Here is a 17,304-nt window from a genome sequence, read left to right on the forward strand (position 1 = left end):
ATTAAAAGTTAAAGTTTGGATTACAAAAGCAAACTCAAGATTATAAACGACCCCATCTATGGTTTTATTACCATACCCAACCCGTTCTTATTCAAATTAATTGAACATCCCTATTTTCAGCGGCTACGGCGGATCTCACAAATGGGGATGTCGTACCTGGTGTATCCCGGAGCACACCACACTAGATTTCAGCATGCATTGGGAGCGATGTTCTTGATGCAGCGAGCCATTCAAGTGCTTGGCATGAAAGGGGTAACAATTTCTGAAGAGGAAGAGGAAGCGCTCTGTGTCGCAATTTTGCTACACGATATTGGGCATGGTCCGTTTTCGCATGCCATGGAACACAGTATTGTTGAAGAAGTGAGCCACGAACATATTTCATTGTTGTTCATGGAACTTTTAAACAAAGAATTCAAGGGCAGGCTTTCGCTGGCGATCTCCATTTTTAAAAATGAATACGACAGGAAATTCATGCATCAGCTTATTTCTGGTCAATTGGACATGGATCGATTGGATTATCTGCGAAGGGATAGTTTTTATACGGGTGTTCAAGAGGGAACGGTGAATTCACAGCGCCTTATAACCATGCTCAATGTATACGATGATCGTCTCGTAGTTGAGGAAAAGGGTGTATATTCTGTTGAAAAGTTTATCATTGCCAGGCGATTTATGTACTGGCAGGTGTATTTACACAAGACGGGCATAGTTGCCGAGCGGTTGCTTATGAATTTGCTTCGGCGTGCAAAAGCGCTTAGCCAGCAAGGAATACAGCTCCACGCAAGCACGGCATTATCTTTTTTTCTGAAGCATTCCATAAGTCTCGATAAATTTAATTCTGAAATACTAAACCGTTTTTCAAAATTGGACGATTACGATATTATTTCGGCCATGAAGTCCTGGACAGCGCATGAAGATTTTGTGCTTCGGAACCTTTCAGAAATGCTATTAAACAGAGAATTGTTAAAGATAAAAGTGCGGGAAACCCCTTTTTCGGAAGTGCAACTTACAGAGAAACGAGAATCTTTCAGAAAAAAACACCAGCTAAGTATGGAAGAAGCTTCCTATTTTGTGTTCGATGGAATCATTGAAAACTTGGCATACCGGATGGATAAGGACGCAATTTTCTTGCTGACCAAGAATGGGAAACTGGTTGATGTTGCCAGTGCCAGCGATCAATTGAACCTAAAGGCACTTTCAAAAACCGTAGTCAAATATTATCTCTGTTATCCAAAGCCAACATACTAATCCTTTTTTTTCTATTTTTGCAAGTATGCAAAAGAGGCATTAAACAGATTCTGCTTTTTAGTTTATATGTTTATATAGTACTCGATTGGATGTTCTAAAAAGAAATAAATCTTTTAATGAAATTTACAGCAACCCAAATAGCAGGGATCTTACAAGGTGAAGTAGAAGGTAATGGTGATGTTGAAGTGTCGAAGCTTGCAAAGATCGAGGAAGGTACCGAAGGGAGTTTGACCTTTTTAGCCAATCCTAAGTACACACATTATATTTATTCTACGGAAGCCTCTATCACCATAGTCGATAAAGATTTTATTGCTGAAAATTCCATATCAACAACCTTGATACGCGTAGAGAATGCTTATAAGGCATTTTCACAGTTGTTGGAATATTACAATCAGGTAAAGATGAACAAGACAGGTATCGAACAGCCAGTTTTTGTTTCAGAAACGGCTTCGTATGGTGACAATGTGTATATAGGTGCCTTTGCCTATGTGGGAGAAAATGTGCGCATAGGTAACAATGTAAAAATTTATCCGAACGCGTATATTGGTGATAATGTCGCGTTGGGAGATAATGTAGTTGTATTTGCAGGAGCCAAAATATATTCTGAAAGTATTATTGGTAATCATTGTGTCATTCATAGTGGTGTGATTTTAGGCGCCGATGGTTTCGGTTTTACACCGAATGAAAAGGGGGAATTCACCAAGGTGCCCCAAACAGGGAATGTGGTTCTCGAAGATTATGTAGATATTGGTGCCGGAACCACGATTGACCGAGCAACTTTAGGCTCGACGGTTATTCGCAGAGGTGTTAAATTGGACAATCAGATTCAGATAGCACATAATGTAGAAATTGGAGAAAACACAGTGATAGCAGCACAAACCGGCATTGCCGGATCTACTAAAATAGGAAAGAATTGTATGATTGGAGGCCAGGTTGGGATTGTGGGGCATATTATTATTGGTGACAATGTTCGTATACAAGCCCAAAGTGGAATTGGCAGGAATGTCAAGGACAATGAGACATTGCAAGGTTCTCCGGCTCTAAATTATGGCGATTTCAACAAGAGTTATGTACACTTTAAAAACCTTCCAAAAATTATAGAACGATTTAATATTTTTGAAAAAAATAATAATAATGAGTGATAGTATGGTGAAACAACGCACAATAAGGAAAGAGGTGTCGCTTACCGGGGTTGGATTACATACGGGAAAGCAGGTGACTATTACTTTTAAGCCGGCACCTGAAAATACGGGATACGCATTTGTTCGTGTCGATCTAGAGGGAAGCCCGGTGATTGAGGCCGATGCCAATTATGTAGTAAACACGCAAAGAGGAACCAACCTTGAAAAATTGGGCGTTAAGATCCAAACTTCGGAGCATGTTCTTGCGGCTTTGGTTGGTATGGAAGTAGACAATTGTCTTATTGAACTCAATGCCTCCGAGCCACCCATTATGGATGGTTCGTCCAAATTCTTTGTAGAAGCCATACAGAAAGCGGGAATAGTAGAGCAAGATGTGCCAAGAGAGGAATACATTGTTAAAGAGGTAATTTCCTATTTAGACGAAGAATCGGGTAGTGAAATTACGGTTATTCCAGCCGATGAGTACCAAGTCACAACCATGGTCGATTTTGGCACCAAAGTCTTGGGAACTCAAAATGCCTCCTTAACACGTATATCCGATTTTAAAGATGAAATCGCCGATGCACGCACCTTCAGTTTTTTGCATGAAATTGAAATGTTATTGGAACACGGACTAATAAAAGGAGGTGACCTAAACAATGCGATAGTCTATGTAGACAAAGAGCTGTCTCCAAAAACCATGGCGAAACTACGTGAGGCTTTTGGCAAGGATAAAATTTCGGTAAAACCAAATGGAATTCTCGATAATCTTACCTTGCATTACCCCAATGAAGCAGCAAGACACAAGCTTCTGGACGTTGTAGGCGATTTAGCACTGGTTGGTACGCGTATCCGTGGAAAAGTAATTGCCAATAAACCCGGGCATTATGTCAATACACAATTCGCAAAAAAACTTTCGAAAATTATTAAGATTGAAAGTCGGAATAAAATTCCACAATTCGATCTATCGCTACCACCTGTAAAGGATGTTATCCAAATCATGGATATGTTGCCTCACAGACCTCCCTTTTTATTGGTCGACAAGATTTTGGAATTATCCGATTCTCATGTAGTGGGTCTTAAGAACGTGACCATGAATGAACCTTTCTTTGTGGGTCACTTTCCCGGCGCTCCGGTCATGCCCGGAGTACTCATAGTAGAGGCTATGGCGCAGACAGGAGGGATTTTGGCTCTTAGTACGGTGCCAGATCCGGAGAATTATCTTACGTTCTTTATGAAGATCAACAATGTTAAGTTCAAGCAGCAAGTGAATCCGGGTGACACTTTGGTTTTTGTGTTGGAATTGATAACGCCTATTCGTCGTGGGATTGTACATATGCAAGGAAATGCTTACGCCAATAACAAACTTGTTACAGAAGCCGAACTCATGGCGCAAATTGTTAAAACAAAAAATACCGAATGAATCAACCACTAGCATACGTCCATCCGGGCGCTAAAATTGCAAAAAACGTAGTAATTGAGCCATTTACGACCATTCATAACAATGTGGTTATTGGCGAGGGAACTTGGATTGGTTCGAATGTAACCATCATGGAAGGTGCCCGAATTGGAAAAAACTGTAATATATTTCCGGGTGCTGTTATTTCGGCGATTCCGCAGGATCTAAAATTTCAAGACGAAGAAACGACCGCCGAAATAGGAGATAATACGACCATTCGTGAGTACGTTACGGTGAACAGAGGTACCGTAGATCGAGGGAAAACAGTTATTGGAAATAATTGTCTAATTATGGCGTATTGCCATATTGCTCATGATTGTTTTGTAGGGGATAATTGTATTTTTTCCAACAATAGTACGCTGGCCGGACATATCACCGTAGGGGATTATGTGATTTTAGCGGGAATGACCGCTGTACATCAATTTTGTATGATAGGAAATCACGCCTTTGTAACCGGTGGATCCTTGGTTCGGAAAGATGTACCGCCTTTTGTTAAAGCAGCTCGCGAGCCATTGTCGTATGTTGGAATTAATTCTATTGGGCTTCGGAGAAGAGGATTTACACCTGAAAAAATTCGCGAGATTCAGAATATTTACAGAATATTATATCAGAAAAACTACAACAATACCCAAGCGGCTGAAATTATTGAAGCCGAAATGGAAGCAACCCCCGAACGCGACGAGATCCTTCAGTTTATTAAAAACTCAAAAAGAGGGATTATGAAGGGCTACTTCAGTTCAAATTAATTCATTTCAGAAAAAATAGTAAAAATATATATGGCTACAAGTTCAGATATTAGAAAAGGGTTGTGCATTCGGTACAACAACGATATTTATAAGATTATCGAGTTTTTACATGTAAAACCGGGGAAAGGACCTGCCTTTGTAAGAACAAAATTAAAAAGTGTAACATCCGGCAAGGTGATTGACAATACCTTTTCGGCAGGTCACAAGATTGAAGATGTTCGTGTTGAGACACATAAATTTCAGTATTTGTACAACGAGGGAGAAATGTATCACTTCATGAATACGGAAGATTACACTCAAATCCGTTTATTAAAAGAAGCCTTAGACACGCCCGAATTGATGAAGGAGGGTGAAATTGTAACGGTGATCATTAATGCTGAAGACAATGCACCTTTGTCTGTTGAAATGCCGGCGCATGTTATTTTGGAAGTGATTTCTACCGATCCCGGGGTGAAAGGAAATACAGCCACCAACGCGACGAAACCTGCGAAAGTAGAAACCGGAGCCGAAGTAAACGTACCGCTTTTTATCAATGAAGGGGATAAAATACGTATCGATACCGAAAAGGGACAGTATCAGGAACGTATGAAAGAGTAAGGGCTGCATGAAGAGGAGTATAGAGGAGATTGCGAAAACCGAAGCCGAATATTGGGATGAAAACAAACTGGACCGCAGAAAGATAAAAAAGCTGCGACGCCATGCCTTTTATTACTCTTATAAGCGGGAAGCCAAGATTTTAAATGAAAAAGTAGCAACTTTTAAGGACAAAGAACTGCTTGAAATTGGCTCTCATTCCTGGATTGGATGGATCAAAAATAAGGTAGTTCCAAAGAAGATAACCTGCATCAATATTTCGAAAGTTGAATTGGAAAAAGGGGCTGTGAATGCGAAAGACCTTCCTTTTCCAATCGATTTTCATCTTATGGATGCCAACAACCTAACCTTCCCCGACGAATCGTTTGATATTGTCTACGGAGGTGCCATTCTGCATCATCTTGATATTGAGAAATCCATAGGGCATATTCATCGCGTATTAAGGCCGGGAGGGTATATTTTATTTACAGAGCCTTTAAATATGAATCCTCTGTATAAAATATATCGGAAGTTAAACAAGAAGGAGCGAACTCCCGATGAACACGCCTTGGTAACAAAGGATTTTAAACTAATTCGAAGTAAATTCACCTTCGATCATTACTTCTTCGATTTCTTTACTGTGGGATTCGGATTTCTTGCTCTCAAGATTTACGGGGACAAGAACTACGACAATTGGATCAATCGCCTGGGGTATAATTTGGATGTTTTTTTCTCTAAAATTCCCTTGCTACATTTTTTATTCGCCCGAGTTATCATTTATGGAAAAAAGAGGTAGCTTTATACTTTAAAATTTTTGAGGCATCTATAATAGTTTCAGATTATAAGTAATATATTTAAAATATGAAATTTGCATACCCCCAAACCCTAGAAGAAATTGCTTCCATACTTAATTGTGATTATGTTGGGGATGCCAGTTTCCCTGTTTTGGGTATGAATGAAATTCATGTGGTACAACCGGGAGATATTGTATTTGTTGATCACCCGAAATATTACGACAAAGCCTTACAATCTCAGGCCACGGTAATATTGATCAATAAAGAAGTAACATGCCCAGCGGGTAAAGCCTTGCTAGTATCGGACGATCCCTTCCGGGATTTTAATACACTTACCAATTATTTTAGACCGTTTAAACAGGCTACGGCAATTATTTCCGAATCGGCGATCATTGGTGAGAATACAGTAATTCAACCCAACGCTTTTGTGGGTAATCACGTAAAAATAGGGGATAATTGTACCATTCATTCCAATGTATGTATTTACGACCATACAGTAATAGGTAATAATGTTACCATTCACGGTGGTACTGTTTTGGGGGCGGATGCCTTTTACTATAAGAACCGACCCGAAAAATTCGATAAATTACTCAGTGGAGGTAATGTAGTGGTTATGGATGATGTAGACATAGGGGCCCTATGTACTATCGATAAAGGCGTAAGTGCTTCCACAATTATTGGAGAAGGCACCAAACTGGATAACCAGGTTCATGTTGGACATGACACGGTGATAGGGAGACGTTGTTTAATTGCATCACAGGTGGGTATTGCCGGCTGTGTACTTATTGAAGACTTTGTAACCATTTGGGGACAAGTTGGAATTACCAGCGGAATTACAATCGGGGAGAAGGCGATCATATCGGCTCAAAGTGGTGTAAGCAAGTCATTACCCGGTCATAAATCGTATTTTGGTACGCCAGCCGACGAATTCAGAAAGAAATACAAAGAATTAGCCTCTATTAGGTTGATTCCCGATATTATAGATAAATTGGATAAAATACAATGAAAAATAAAGCAAAGGAGGTGGTGCGAAGCTTTTACCGCTCCGATATTCTAAAAGACCCTACCGTTTTAAATACACATTTCCACCCGGAGTTAGTGCTTATTTGGAACAGTGCGAACGGACTTACCATTATGAACTTCGATGATATAGTGAAGTTTTTTACCGAAGTACGACGCACCTACTATGATCTTCGTATCGAAGTAAGTCATTTATTGGCAGACGACAATCATGTGACGATCCGATACAAGTACTATATCCGTACCATTGAAAACCCCGATGAAGAACTAGGAATTGCCCACTTCATAGCAATTTGGGAGGTTAAGGATGGAAAAATGTACCGCGGATATCAAGTGAGTCAGCCGGTGACCGACAAAGACGATACGACGGAGTCTTACCACAAGGTTAAAGTGTAATTTCTTTTAAAAGCTTCCCTAAAAAGGCTATATTTGCCCGGTCTTTCAACGCGTAGATTGAGGCAAAATTCATTATTAAATTCAGCAAGAAACATGAGTGTTTTAGTCAATAAGGATTCAAAAATAATAGTTCAAGGATTTACAGGAAGTGAAGGTACCTTTCACGCTCAGCAAATGATCGAGTACGGTACCAATGTAGTAGGTGGCGTAACCCCCGGAAAAGGAGGTCAAACGCATCTGGACAAACCGGTTTTTAATACAGTGGAAGATGCTATAAAGAAAACAGGTGCCAACACATCTATCATTTTTGTACCTCCGGCCTTTGCTGCCGATGCAATCATGGAAGCCGCTAACGCTGGGATTAAGGTGATTATTACAATTACCGAAGGTATTCCGGTGGCCGATATGATTAAGGCTTCAGATTACCTAAAAGATAAAGATTGTCGCTTGATAGGACCTAATTGCCCGGGTGTAATTACTCCCGATGAAGCCAAAGTGGGTATCATGCCCGGATTTGTATTCAAAAAAGGGAAAGTAGGTATAGTTTCAAAGTCGGGGACACTTACCTACGAAGCCGCCGATCAAGTGGTAAAACAAGGCCTTGGAATTACCACGGCCATAGGTATTGGTGGAGATCCTATTATTGGAACCACTACCAAGGAAGCTGTTGAATTATTGATCAATGATGCCGAAACTGAAGCCGTTGTTATGATAGGTGAAATTGGAGGTCAGTTAGAGGCTGATGCTGCGTATTGGTATAAAAACAGTGGAAGCAAGAAACCAATTGTCGGCTTTATTGCAGGCGAAACGGCTCCAGCCGGACGTACTATGGGGCATGCGGGAGCTATAGTAGGAGGTAGTGACGATACAGCGCAGGCTAAGAAAAAGATCATGCGTGAGTGCGGTATTCATGTGGTAGAATCACCTGCAGAAATAGGAAAACGCGTCGCAGAGGTGTTGCGATAAAATTTTATAATCTCATTTAGTAAAATAGTAAAGCCTTCCGGCAAAGTTGGAAGGCTTTTTTTATGGCAAAGCCGAAGTGATTTCCTATATTTGAATGTATTCAGAAATTATTTAAAATATTGAGCGACTCATGAAACTATTAGAAGGAAAAACAGCAATCATAACAGGAGGTAGCCGTGGTATCGGAAAAGGAATCGTAGAAGTTTTTGCCAAACACGGCGCAAACGTTGCCTTTACATACAGTTCGTCTGCCGAAGCTGCCAACGCACTGGCCGATGAGGTTTCAAAGGAAGGCGTAAAAGTAAAGGCATATCAAAGTGATGCCGCCAACTTCCAACAGTCGCAAGATCTCGCTAACAAAGTACTGGAAGATTTCGGCAGTATCGATATCTTGGTAAACAATGCCGGAATTACTAAGGATAATCTGCTCATGCGTATTTCTGAAGAAGACTTCGACAAGGTAATCGAAGTAAATTTAAAATCGGTTTTCAATATGACGAAGGCGGTACAGCGCGCCATGCTCAAACAGCGCAAAGGCTCCATAATCAATATGAGCTCGGTGGTGGGAGTGAAGGGTAATGCCGGACAGACCAATTACGCGGCTTCGAAGGCAGGAATCCTTGGTTTTACTAAATCGGTTGCACTCGAATTGGGTTCTCGTGATATTCGTTGCAATGCAATAGCTCCCGGGTTTATTGAAACGGAGATGACCGGGAAATTGGACGAGGCCACGGTACAATCTTGGCGCGATGCGATACCTTTAAAGCGCGGAGGTTCCCCCGAAGATATCGCCAATGCCTGTGTTTTTCTGGCGAGCGACCTTTCTGCATATATTACCGGCCAAACATTACACGTTGACGGAGGGATGTTAACCTAAGGGTGCACCATTAATCCTGATTGATGGATCGTTTTAATCAGACCGCTCCTTGTTACTTCATTTATGACAGCAGAAACCATACTTTATATCGTAATTGCCGCGGTTATCTCCCTGGCCTTGACACTGTTTATGTATGGATACAAGTCAAAATACGCCACAACATTGCGCTGGATTTTTGGAGGGCTGCGGTTTTTAACCCTGTTTTCCATCTTAGTGCTATTGATCAATCCGAAATTTAGAAGTGAGACCTATACCATTGAGAAGCCAAAGCTTCCGGTGTTGGTCGATAATTCAGCTTCGGTAAAGGAACTAGGCCAAGAAACAAATGTAACGGAGCTTATAAGGAGACTAAAGGAAAATTCAGAATTAAACGAAAAATTTGAGCTTTCCTTTTATACCTTCGGAAGTGATTTTAGTGATACCGATTCGCTGTCCTTTTCAGAAAACAATACCAATATTTCAAAGGCATTGACCACGGCCAATCAATTGTTTAAAAATGTTACATCTCCTCTCATTCTTATTACCGATGGAAACCAGACGTTGGGTAACGATTACGAATTTTCGGTGGCTGCGTTTAAAGACGCGATCTATCCGGTGATCTTAGGGGACTCCACCAAGTATACCGATTTAAAGATCGAACAGCTCAACACCAACCGATATGCCTTTTTGAAAAACAAATTTCCGGTAGAAGTGATTCTAACCTATAGTGGCGTGGGCACGGTTAATAGCGAATTTGTGATCACACAAGGGGCGACTGTAGTACATCGCGAAGCGATTTCTTTTTCTGAAAGTAATAATGCAAAAACCTTGTCTTTAACACTGCCGGCTTCCAGTGTGGGGCTTCAAAAATTTACAGCGCAGCTCATTCCCTTGTCCGAAGAAAAGAACAAGGTCAATAATAGCAAACAATTTGCCGTTGAAGTAATCGATCAGGCGACCAATGTTTTGATAGTGAGTGAAATATTGCACCCTGACCTTGGAGCGCTGAAAAAGGCCATTACAACCAATGAGCAGCGAACGGTTACCCTTAAAAAGCCGACTGATGCCGTATCGGGTTTACATGATTTTCAATTGATTATACTATATCAACCCAACCGTACATTTGCTTCGGTTTTTCAAGAGATTGATAGGTTAAAGAAAAACACCTTTGTTATTTCGGGATTGCAGACCGATTGGAATTTTTTAAATTCCATTCAGAATAACTACAATAAAGAGGTTACCAACCAGACCGAATACGTATCGTGTAATTTAAATCCAAACTACGGAACTTTTGCAGTTACGACCACGGGGTTTGATGGTTTTAGACCTTTACAAACGCTCTTTGGCGGTCTCGAAATCACCTTGCCTCACGAAGTGATGTTGGAACAATATATCAACGGGATCTCCAGTGAAAGCGCCATGCTTGCCACGATGGAGTTAAATGGAAAGCGCGATGCCATCTGGGACGGCGAAGGCTTATGGAAATGGAGAGCCGAATCCTATTTGGATCATACCAGCTTTCAGGAATTTGACGATTTTATTGGTAAATTGATTCAGTATTTGGCATCGAATAAACGACGTAGCCGACTTGAGGTGAACAGTGAGTCCTTTTATTATAACAATTCGATGGTGCGGATCAATGCGCAGTTTTTCGATCAGAACTATGTATTCGACGCAAGGGCTTCATTGAACATACAGATTACCAATACCCAAACCAGCGTTCGAATGGAGTTTCCATTGCTGCTTCGAAATAACTTCTACGAGGTTGACCTGAACAGTCTTCCGGCGGGCGAATACCGTTATACGGTTACGGCCCGGGATGAAGCAATTTCCCGAAGCGGGAGTTTTACCATTCTCGATTTTAATGTAGAACAACAATTTCTGAATGCCAACGTAACAAAACTTAATAGTATAGCGACTCATACTAACGGAAGGGCATTTTTTATTTCTGAAAGTAATGGATTGATCGAAACGCTTTTGGAAAACGACCAATTTCAACCCATTCAAAAAAGCGAAGAAAAAGTAGTACCTTTAATCGATTGGAAATACCTGCTGGCATTTATAGTGCTGGTGTTGGCTTCAGAATGGTTTATTCGAAAATATAACGGACTTATCTAACTTAAAACATACTAATCTCATGGAAAAATTACCAAAAATCGGGATCCCCGTAATTATTGTGCTTATCATCCTTATTATAATCATTGCAAAGTCAGCAGTGACTATCGGCTCCGGTGAAGCAGGAGTATTGTATAAAACCTTTGACAATGGGGTAGTGACCGACAAACCGCCTTTGGGAGAAGGCTTTCATATAGTAGCTCCATGGAATAAGGTAATCATATATGAAGTTCGGCAACAAGAAATCTTTGAAAAATTAAGAGTACTATCTTCAAACGGACTTGAAATTCAGATTGATGCTTCCGTATGGTATCTGCCGGTGTATAAAGATCTGGGAAATTTACACCAAACATTGGGAGAGAATTATTTGCAACGAGTTATTCAGCCTGCAATACGCAGTGCCGCTAGAAGTGTGGTAGGACGCTATACACCAGAGCAGCTGTACAGCAGCAAACGAGATGCCATCCAAGAGGAAATTTTTGAGGAAACAAAAAATATCTTGGAAAAGCAGTACGTACAATTAAACGAGGTGTTGGTACGAGACGTCACACTACCTGCAACAATCAAAGAAGCTATCGAGCGTAAATTGAGACAAGAGCAGGAATCATTGGAATATGAATTTAGATTGGTTACAGCAGCCAAGGAGGCCGAAAAAGTAATTATCGAAGCACAGGGTAAAGCAGATGCCAACCGAATTTTAAGCGCTTCTTTGACCGATAAAATTTTGCAAGACAAGGGTATTGAAGCTACTTTAGAGTTAGCAAAATCACCTAATTCGAAGGTGGTAGTCGTTGGATCGAGCAAAGACGGGCTGCCGCTTATCTTGGGCAATAACTAAATAGTTGCTTAAAAAAATCAAGAACCGCTTCAGCAATGTAGCGGTTTTTTTTATTTCTTTTTCCAAAGTTTAAAAATCAAGAAGCCCGAAAGTACCGCAATTACAATAAGCACCAAGGCGCCTATCATATTGCCATAGATCACGTATCCTGTTGCGAATAAAGAGGCATATACAAACAAAATACCAAGAAGCATGGACGCCAGGTCAATTGTAAATACATCATGCGTCTTTTTGAGTTCGATATTTTCTTTCGAGGCAATCTTTTTAAAAGGTTTCCAGCCGTTTCCATAAGGCGTTACCGCATTGTAGAAGCTGGAGAGTGTTTTGGTATTGGTAGGGCGGGTGAGAAGCGTTACCGCAATCCAGCTAATCGTTGTAATGGCCACACCATAGATGAGTTTCTCATAGTCTTCCAATCCTAAATTGGTAAACTCGAAGAAAAGTGCCATTACAAACGAGACAACCATACCGGTAATCTCACTATAGGCGTTCACACGCCACCAGAACCATCGTAGGATAAAGATAAGTCCGGTACCGGCACCAATTTGCAATAAGATGGCAAAGGTACTTAGGGCACTACTTAGCGCCAATGCCAAAAGGGCAGCTAGTATCATTAAGATAATTGTTGAGAACCTCCCTACAGCTACCAGTTCTTTTTCGGAAGCCTCCGGTTTTACAAATCGCTTGTAAAAATCGAGCGAAATATAGGAAGAACCCCAATTTAAATGTGTCGAAATGGTACTCATAAATGCTGCAATCAATGATGCCACCACAAGGCCTAGTAGTCCGGCCGGTAAATTGGTGAGCATGGCCGAATAACCCAAATCATGACCCAAAACCGCATTTGGAAATTCATTACCTATATCCGAAAGTTGTGGGTAGAGTACCAAGGAAGCCAAGGCAATGATGATCCAGGGCCAGGGGCGAAGCGCATAATGCGCCACATTGAACAATAGGGTAGCTCCGATGGCATTTTTCTCATCTTTTGCTGAAAGCATCCGTTGTGCGATATAGCCACCGCCACCAGGTTCAGCTCCCGGATACCAGACACTCCACCATTGAACCGCTATTGGGATAATCAGTAACACAAGCAGCGATTTCGTATCGTTAAAGTCGGGTAAAAAATGCAACTTATCCGAAACATTTTCATGCGCCAGTAAATTCTCTAAACCACCGATCTCGGGAAGGTTTACAATATAATAGGCGGCCCATATCGATCCTATCATGGCAACTATAAACTGTAAGAAATCTGTAAAGATTACACCGCGCAGCCCGCCAATCGAACTGTAAATTACGGTCACGACCGATGCATATAGAACACATTCCCAGGGTGCCAAACCGAACATGATTCCACCAATTTTTATCGCGGCGAGGCATACCGATGCCATGATCATGACATTGAAGAATACACCCAAATAAATAGCTCTAAAACCTCTTAGAAAAGCCGCTTCTTTACCGCTGTAGCGCAGTTCATAAAACTGAAGATCGGTAAGTACTTTTGATCGCCTCCATAATTTGGCATATACGAATACAGTCAGCATTCCGGTGATTAAAAAAGTCCACCAGACCCAGTTTCCTGAAACTCCGTTCTGGCGTACAATATCGGTAACTAAATTTGGTGTATCGGCCGAAAAGGTAGTGGCCACCATTGAAATTCCTAAGAGCCACCACGGCATATTTCGCCCCGACAGGAAGAATTCCTGAGTGTCTTTTCCGGATCGCTTGGCGACGATGATCCCAATTATTAAAAAAACAAGAAAAAAGGATAGGATTAAGACCCAATCGAGACCCGCTAGTTTCATTTTAGTACACTTTTAATGATTTGGCTTGACCCACCCAATTATCCCGTTCTATACGACCCGGGAAAAAATCGATCAATTCGGTTATGGTTCGAATGTCCTCTTCCTGTAAGCGACTTATTTGTTCATAGGTATAAATACCAATTTCATTTAGTTTTTGTTCTATATATGGTCCAATTCCGTTGATTTGAGTAAGATCTTGCTTTTCTTCAAAGGTGGCATGTCCAAAATTGTCAAAATTCAACTCGGGTGTGGACTTGGTATACGTCACATAACTGGTCCTGGCCTTTTCGATGATCTTTTCAGGGGGAGTAGCAGTCTTCATTTCCTCCCTGTTTTCTTTCATTACTTCGATGATCTTGGGTTTAATTTCAGTAAAAATGGTATCGATGTCGTGTAGTTGTTTCGGACTTTTTAGTGTGTTGATCTCTTGTTTAAGCCGATTGATGGTTTTTCGATTCTTTGATTTGTGTAGCCACCATGATGAAAAATAACCAATTAAAAATGTGCTAAACATCAAAATAAAAATTCCTGCAAATTCAGGTAATTGGTTTAAAAAATCGGTCTGGTTCATCATTTGCTCAAATAAAATTTTACTTCAATTCTGCGGTTTGCATTTCGGCCACTATCGGTTTGATTGGTATCGAGAGGTTCGGCTTCTCCCCGTGAGATGGCTCTAATTTTTTTACTGTCAATATTGCCTCGGTTAATCAGGTACCAGCGAAGCTGTCGCGCAAACTGGAGTCCCATGATATAGTTGTCATTTGCATTGCCAACATTATCTGTATGACCGATTACCTCGATATTTATTTCGGGGTTTTCGGCTAGAATCTTAACCACTTCGTCCAAAAGTAATTTTAAATTTTCATTGACCATGATACCCGTATCTGCAAAATCGGGGTATACTATTCTCGATTCAGGAATCCTGCTTTTTAAAGCTTCAATTCTTTCAATATCCAAGGGTTTTATCGAAAAGGTGAAACTGTTTGAAAAGGTATTATCACTATTAAAATCAATTTCCTTAATAAAGGGTTTTATAACGATCTTTTCTTGTGGAATTCCGGTTTTTACCAGAATATCCTTTATTTTTTTGCCTCTTTGAATTCCTAAATTGGGCGATTCGATATTCTCTGTTGCACTGTATAACGATGAGATATGAATTTCACGATTTGGATGCTCCAAGAGGTATGAATTCAATTTGTATTTAAAGTCAATTGTCTTTGGCGGAATAATAAGCTCGTTGCTATTTTTTGTAATGGTTATTCCTTCGGGGTACAGAAAAATAACATCCCCTTCATGTGTAATCGCTTTTAACCCCGATGCAACCGCTGCAATTTCTTTGTGGTTTTCTTGGGTGACAAACAACGAATCCTCTATAGCAATGGTAGGTATTACCGCGTCATTATCAATAATAGACGAAACACTTTCAGTCAATGAATCGGTATTTTGTGTATTGTCAATTATTTCACCCCCAACTTTTGCCGTATCGGTATTCGGTTGAAGCCAAGAATACAACCACAGACCAAATAAGGACCACAACAAAAAGACAGCAAAGGCTATTAAAAATTTTTTCATTTTGGAGTAAAAGACTGATTTATTACGGGTTGAGGTTTAAATAGGGTCTTCTAACAAATCTATAAAAATTATTGACCTTTTACTTACAAAACCTTACATCTTTTCCACATAATAATGTGTATAAAGTTTTGCCAAAGGAAGTGGCTTCAATTGGGGCAGCTTACCTTATTTTTTTTCTATCTTTAAAAGGTAATTATCATTTTTATTATGGCGAAAAGAAAAACGCGCAACAAATGGCTTCCAAATAAAAAGCCAAAGACCTTTAAGAACTTGTCTCCGGGGACCGTTGCCTACACAGGGAAGAAGCAAGCTGCTGTTACAGAACTGGAAATTATGGACTATTCTAAAGATGAATTCCATAAGATTGAGACAAACAATGTAGAGGATGGTTTTAAGTTTAAGGGGACTGACCTTATAACATGGATAAATGTAAATGGCTTAAATCATGCCAATGAAATTATTAAACTTGGAAATCACTTTGGTCTTCATGTTCTAATTCAAGAAGATATTGTAAGTACCTATCAGCGACCTAAAATCGACGAGTACGATGAATATCTCTTTATCGTATTTAAAATGCTCCGTTATACCGATAATGGAGAGTTTCTTTCCGAACATGTCAGTTTGGTGTTGGGGAAAGATTATGTGTTGACATTTCAAGAAGCAGACGGTGATGTTTTTGATGGAATTAGAGAGCGAATCAAGTTGCCGGCAGGTAGAATACGCAATTTTGGCCCCGACTACCTGATGTTTGCCCTACTTGATGCCGTAGTGGATAATTACTTTAGCGTACTAGAATTTTTAAGTGTAAAAATTGAAGAATTAGAGGATCAATTGTTTGAAACAAAAGTGGAACGCGATATTTCACAGGACATACAAGATCTCAAAAAAGAAATATTAAAAATTAGAAGAGCCGTTGTTCCTTTGCGAGAGGTCATTAGTAAGCTAGATAAAATGGAGAGTCCATTAATTGAGGAGCGAACTCAAACTTATATAAAAGATCTGTATGATCATATTATTCAAGTAAGTGAAAGCGTCGACCTCCATCGAGAGATGATCTGGGGGCTAATGGACATGTATATGACTACAATTAGTAATAAAATGAACGAGGTGATGAAGGTACTTACCATAATGGCCTCCATCTTTATTCCTTTGACATTCATGGCCGGGATCTATGGTATGAATTTCGATCATATGCCCGAATTGCACCTAAGACATGGCTATTATTATTTATGGGGAGCCATGATTTTGGTATTCTTGGTTATGTTGTTTTATTTCAAGCGAAAGCGCTGGTTATAAACCGTTTTAAAAATGAAAAGGGATGACCTATAGATCACCCCCTTTTTATTATAGCACCTTGTCCCTTATCGCAACCAAGTTTTCTTGGCAGCTCCCTTACTGTAGAAATAAAGAAATATGGCGACAATGATAACGATGGCCGGCATTACAACAGCCTCCGTGCCATACACTTCCATTGCATCGGTGGCAAATAGCCAGTAGCCCATTTGCACGATCACAGCGAGCATAGAAATTAAGAAAAGTGAGACGGCCCACTTTCGTCGCATCAAGAGTAAAAGACTGGCTAATAAACCAGAAAATACGGCAATGGCAAATACACCGGTATACCATGATGGTAATCCGCTCATAAGCGCTAATTGTTCCTCGGTTAAGGCCTGTTCCATTTCTTCTTTTAATAGGGTCGTGGAGAGGTATTGAAACACGCCCATAATGTTCCATAAAAGAGCGATGACGCCAATAATCCAAAATCCGGCTTTGGGTTTGATAGGAGTTGTCATAATTAATT

At 40.4% G+C, this 17,304-nt stretch carries 17 protein-coding genes; 13 read left to right on the plus strand and 4 right to left on the minus strand.

What is annotated here, in order from left to right; all coding sequences use genetic code 11:
- Nucleotides 1-15 precede the first annotated feature (15 nt).
- The 12 genes from K8F54_RS01445 (at nt 16) to K8F54_RS01500 (ending at nt 12,129) form a co-directional block, all read left to right on the plus strand.
- Nucleotides 16-1,245, plus strand: coding sequence for an HD domain-containing protein (locus tag K8F54_RS01445; RefSeq protein ID WP_290786026.1), 1,230 nt, complete (start codon nt 16-18; stop codon nt 1,243-1,245).
- A 116-nt stretch (nt 1,246-1,361) separates the two neighbouring features.
- On the plus strand, nt 1,362-2,387 hold the full coding sequence (gene lpxD / locus K8F54_RS01450; RefSeq protein WP_290786029.1) for a UDP-3-O-(3-hydroxymyristoyl)glucosamine N-acyltransferase: 1,026 nt from the start codon (nt 1,362-1,364) through the stop codon (nt 2,385-2,387).
- Nucleotides 2,380-3,789, plus strand: coding sequence for a bifunctional UDP-3-O-[3-hydroxymyristoyl] N-acetylglucosamine deacetylase/3-hydroxyacyl-ACP dehydratase (locus tag K8F54_RS01455; protein WP_290786032.1), 1,410 nt, complete (start codon nt 2,380-2,382; stop codon nt 3,787-3,789). Before lpxD ends, K8F54_RS01455 begins: the two co-directional genes overlap by 8 nt.
- Nucleotides 3,786-4,571, plus strand: a complete 786-nt coding sequence (gene lpxA / locus K8F54_RS01460; RefSeq protein ID WP_290786035.1) for an acyl-ACP--UDP-N-acetylglucosamine O-acyltransferase — start codon at nt 3,786-3,788, stop codon at nt 4,569-4,571. The genes K8F54_RS01455 and lpxA overlap by 4 nt, the downstream gene beginning before the upstream one ends.
- A gap of 30 nt (nt 4,572-4,601) precedes the next feature.
- Nucleotides 4,602-5,168, plus strand: coding sequence for an elongation factor P (gene efp / locus K8F54_RS01465; protein ID WP_290786039.1), 567 nt, complete (start codon nt 4,602-4,604; stop codon nt 5,166-5,168).
- A 7-nt stretch (nt 5,169-5,175) separates the two neighbouring features.
- The gene (locus K8F54_RS01470; protein WP_290786042.1) at nt 5,176-5,940 is read left to right on the plus strand and encodes a class I SAM-dependent methyltransferase; all 765 of its coding nucleotides are present in this window, start codon (nt 5,176-5,178) and stop codon (nt 5,938-5,940) included.
- 65 nt (nt 5,941-6,005) lie between these two features.
- Complete coding sequence (locus K8F54_RS01475) at nt 6,006-6,944, plus strand: UDP-3-O-(3-hydroxymyristoyl)glucosamine N-acyltransferase (RefSeq protein WP_290786045.1); 939 nt, start codon at nt 6,006-6,008, stop codon at nt 6,942-6,944.
- Nucleotides 6,941-7,354, plus strand: coding sequence for a nuclear transport factor 2 family protein (locus K8F54_RS01480; RefSeq protein ID WP_290786048.1), 414 nt, complete (start codon nt 6,941-6,943; stop codon nt 7,352-7,354). The genes K8F54_RS01475 and K8F54_RS01480 overlap by 4 nt, the downstream gene beginning before the upstream one ends.
- A gap of 93 nt (nt 7,355-7,447) precedes the next feature.
- Nucleotides 7,448-8,320, plus strand: a complete 873-nt coding sequence (sucD, locus tag K8F54_RS01485) for a succinate--CoA ligase subunit alpha (RefSeq protein ID WP_290786051.1) — start codon at nt 7,448-7,450, stop codon at nt 8,318-8,320.
- A 130-nt stretch (nt 8,321-8,450) separates the two neighbouring features.
- Nucleotides 8,451-9,197, plus strand: a complete 747-nt coding sequence (gene fabG / locus K8F54_RS01490) for a 3-oxoacyl-[acyl-carrier-protein] reductase (RefSeq protein WP_290786054.1) — start codon at nt 8,451-8,453, stop codon at nt 9,195-9,197.
- A gap of 63 nt (nt 9,198-9,260) precedes the next feature.
- Entirely contained in the window at nt 9,261-11,294 is a 2,034-nt protein-coding gene (locus K8F54_RS01495; protein ID WP_290786057.1) for a vWA domain-containing protein, read from the plus strand.
- Between the two features lie 19 nt (nt 11,295-11,313).
- Complete coding sequence (locus K8F54_RS01500; RefSeq protein WP_290786060.1) at nt 11,314-12,129, plus strand: prohibitin family protein; 816 nt, start codon at nt 11,314-11,316, stop codon at nt 12,127-12,129.
- A 50-nt stretch (nt 12,130-12,179) separates the two neighbouring features.
- On the opposite strand, the gene K8F54_RS01505 is transcribed toward K8F54_RS01500, so the two are convergent.
- From K8F54_RS01505 to K8F54_RS01515, 3 genes are read right to left on the minus strand one after another with little or no spacing between them, the layout of a single operon-like run.
- Entirely contained in the window at nt 12,180-13,931 is a 1,752-nt protein-coding gene (locus K8F54_RS01505) for a sodium:solute symporter family protein (RefSeq protein ID WP_290786062.1), read from the minus strand.
- Between the two features lies 1 nt (nt 13,932).
- On the minus strand, nt 13,933-14,505 hold the full coding sequence (locus K8F54_RS01510) for a hypothetical protein (RefSeq protein WP_290786065.1): 573 nt from the start codon (nt 14,503-14,505) through the stop codon (nt 13,933-13,935).
- A complete protein-coding gene (locus K8F54_RS01515; RefSeq protein WP_290786068.1) occupies nt 14,502-15,503 on the minus strand; it encodes an OmpA family protein in 1,002 nt (333 codons plus the stop codon). The genes K8F54_RS01510 and K8F54_RS01515 overlap by 4 nt, the downstream gene beginning before the upstream one ends.
- A 207-nt stretch (nt 15,504-15,710) precedes the next feature.
- Between K8F54_RS01515 and corA the strand changes: the two genes are divergently transcribed.
- The gene (corA, locus tag K8F54_RS01520) at nt 15,711-16,799 is read left to right on the plus strand and encodes a magnesium/cobalt transporter CorA (protein WP_290786070.1); all 1,089 of its coding nucleotides are present in this window, start codon (nt 15,711-15,713) and stop codon (nt 16,797-16,799) included.
- Between the two features lie 65 nt (nt 16,800-16,864).
- Here corA and K8F54_RS01525 read toward each other — a convergent pair whose 3' ends face one another.
- A complete protein-coding gene (locus K8F54_RS01525; RefSeq protein WP_290786073.1) occupies nt 16,865-17,296 on the minus strand; it encodes a hypothetical protein in 432 nt (143 codons plus the stop codon).
- Between the last annotated feature and the right edge of the window lie 8 nt (nt 17,297-17,304).

Origin of the sequence: Altibacter sp. (assembly GCF_019913785.1) — a bacterium.
GTDB lineage: Bacteria > Bacteroidota > Bacteroidia > Flavobacteriales > Flavobacteriaceae > Altibacter.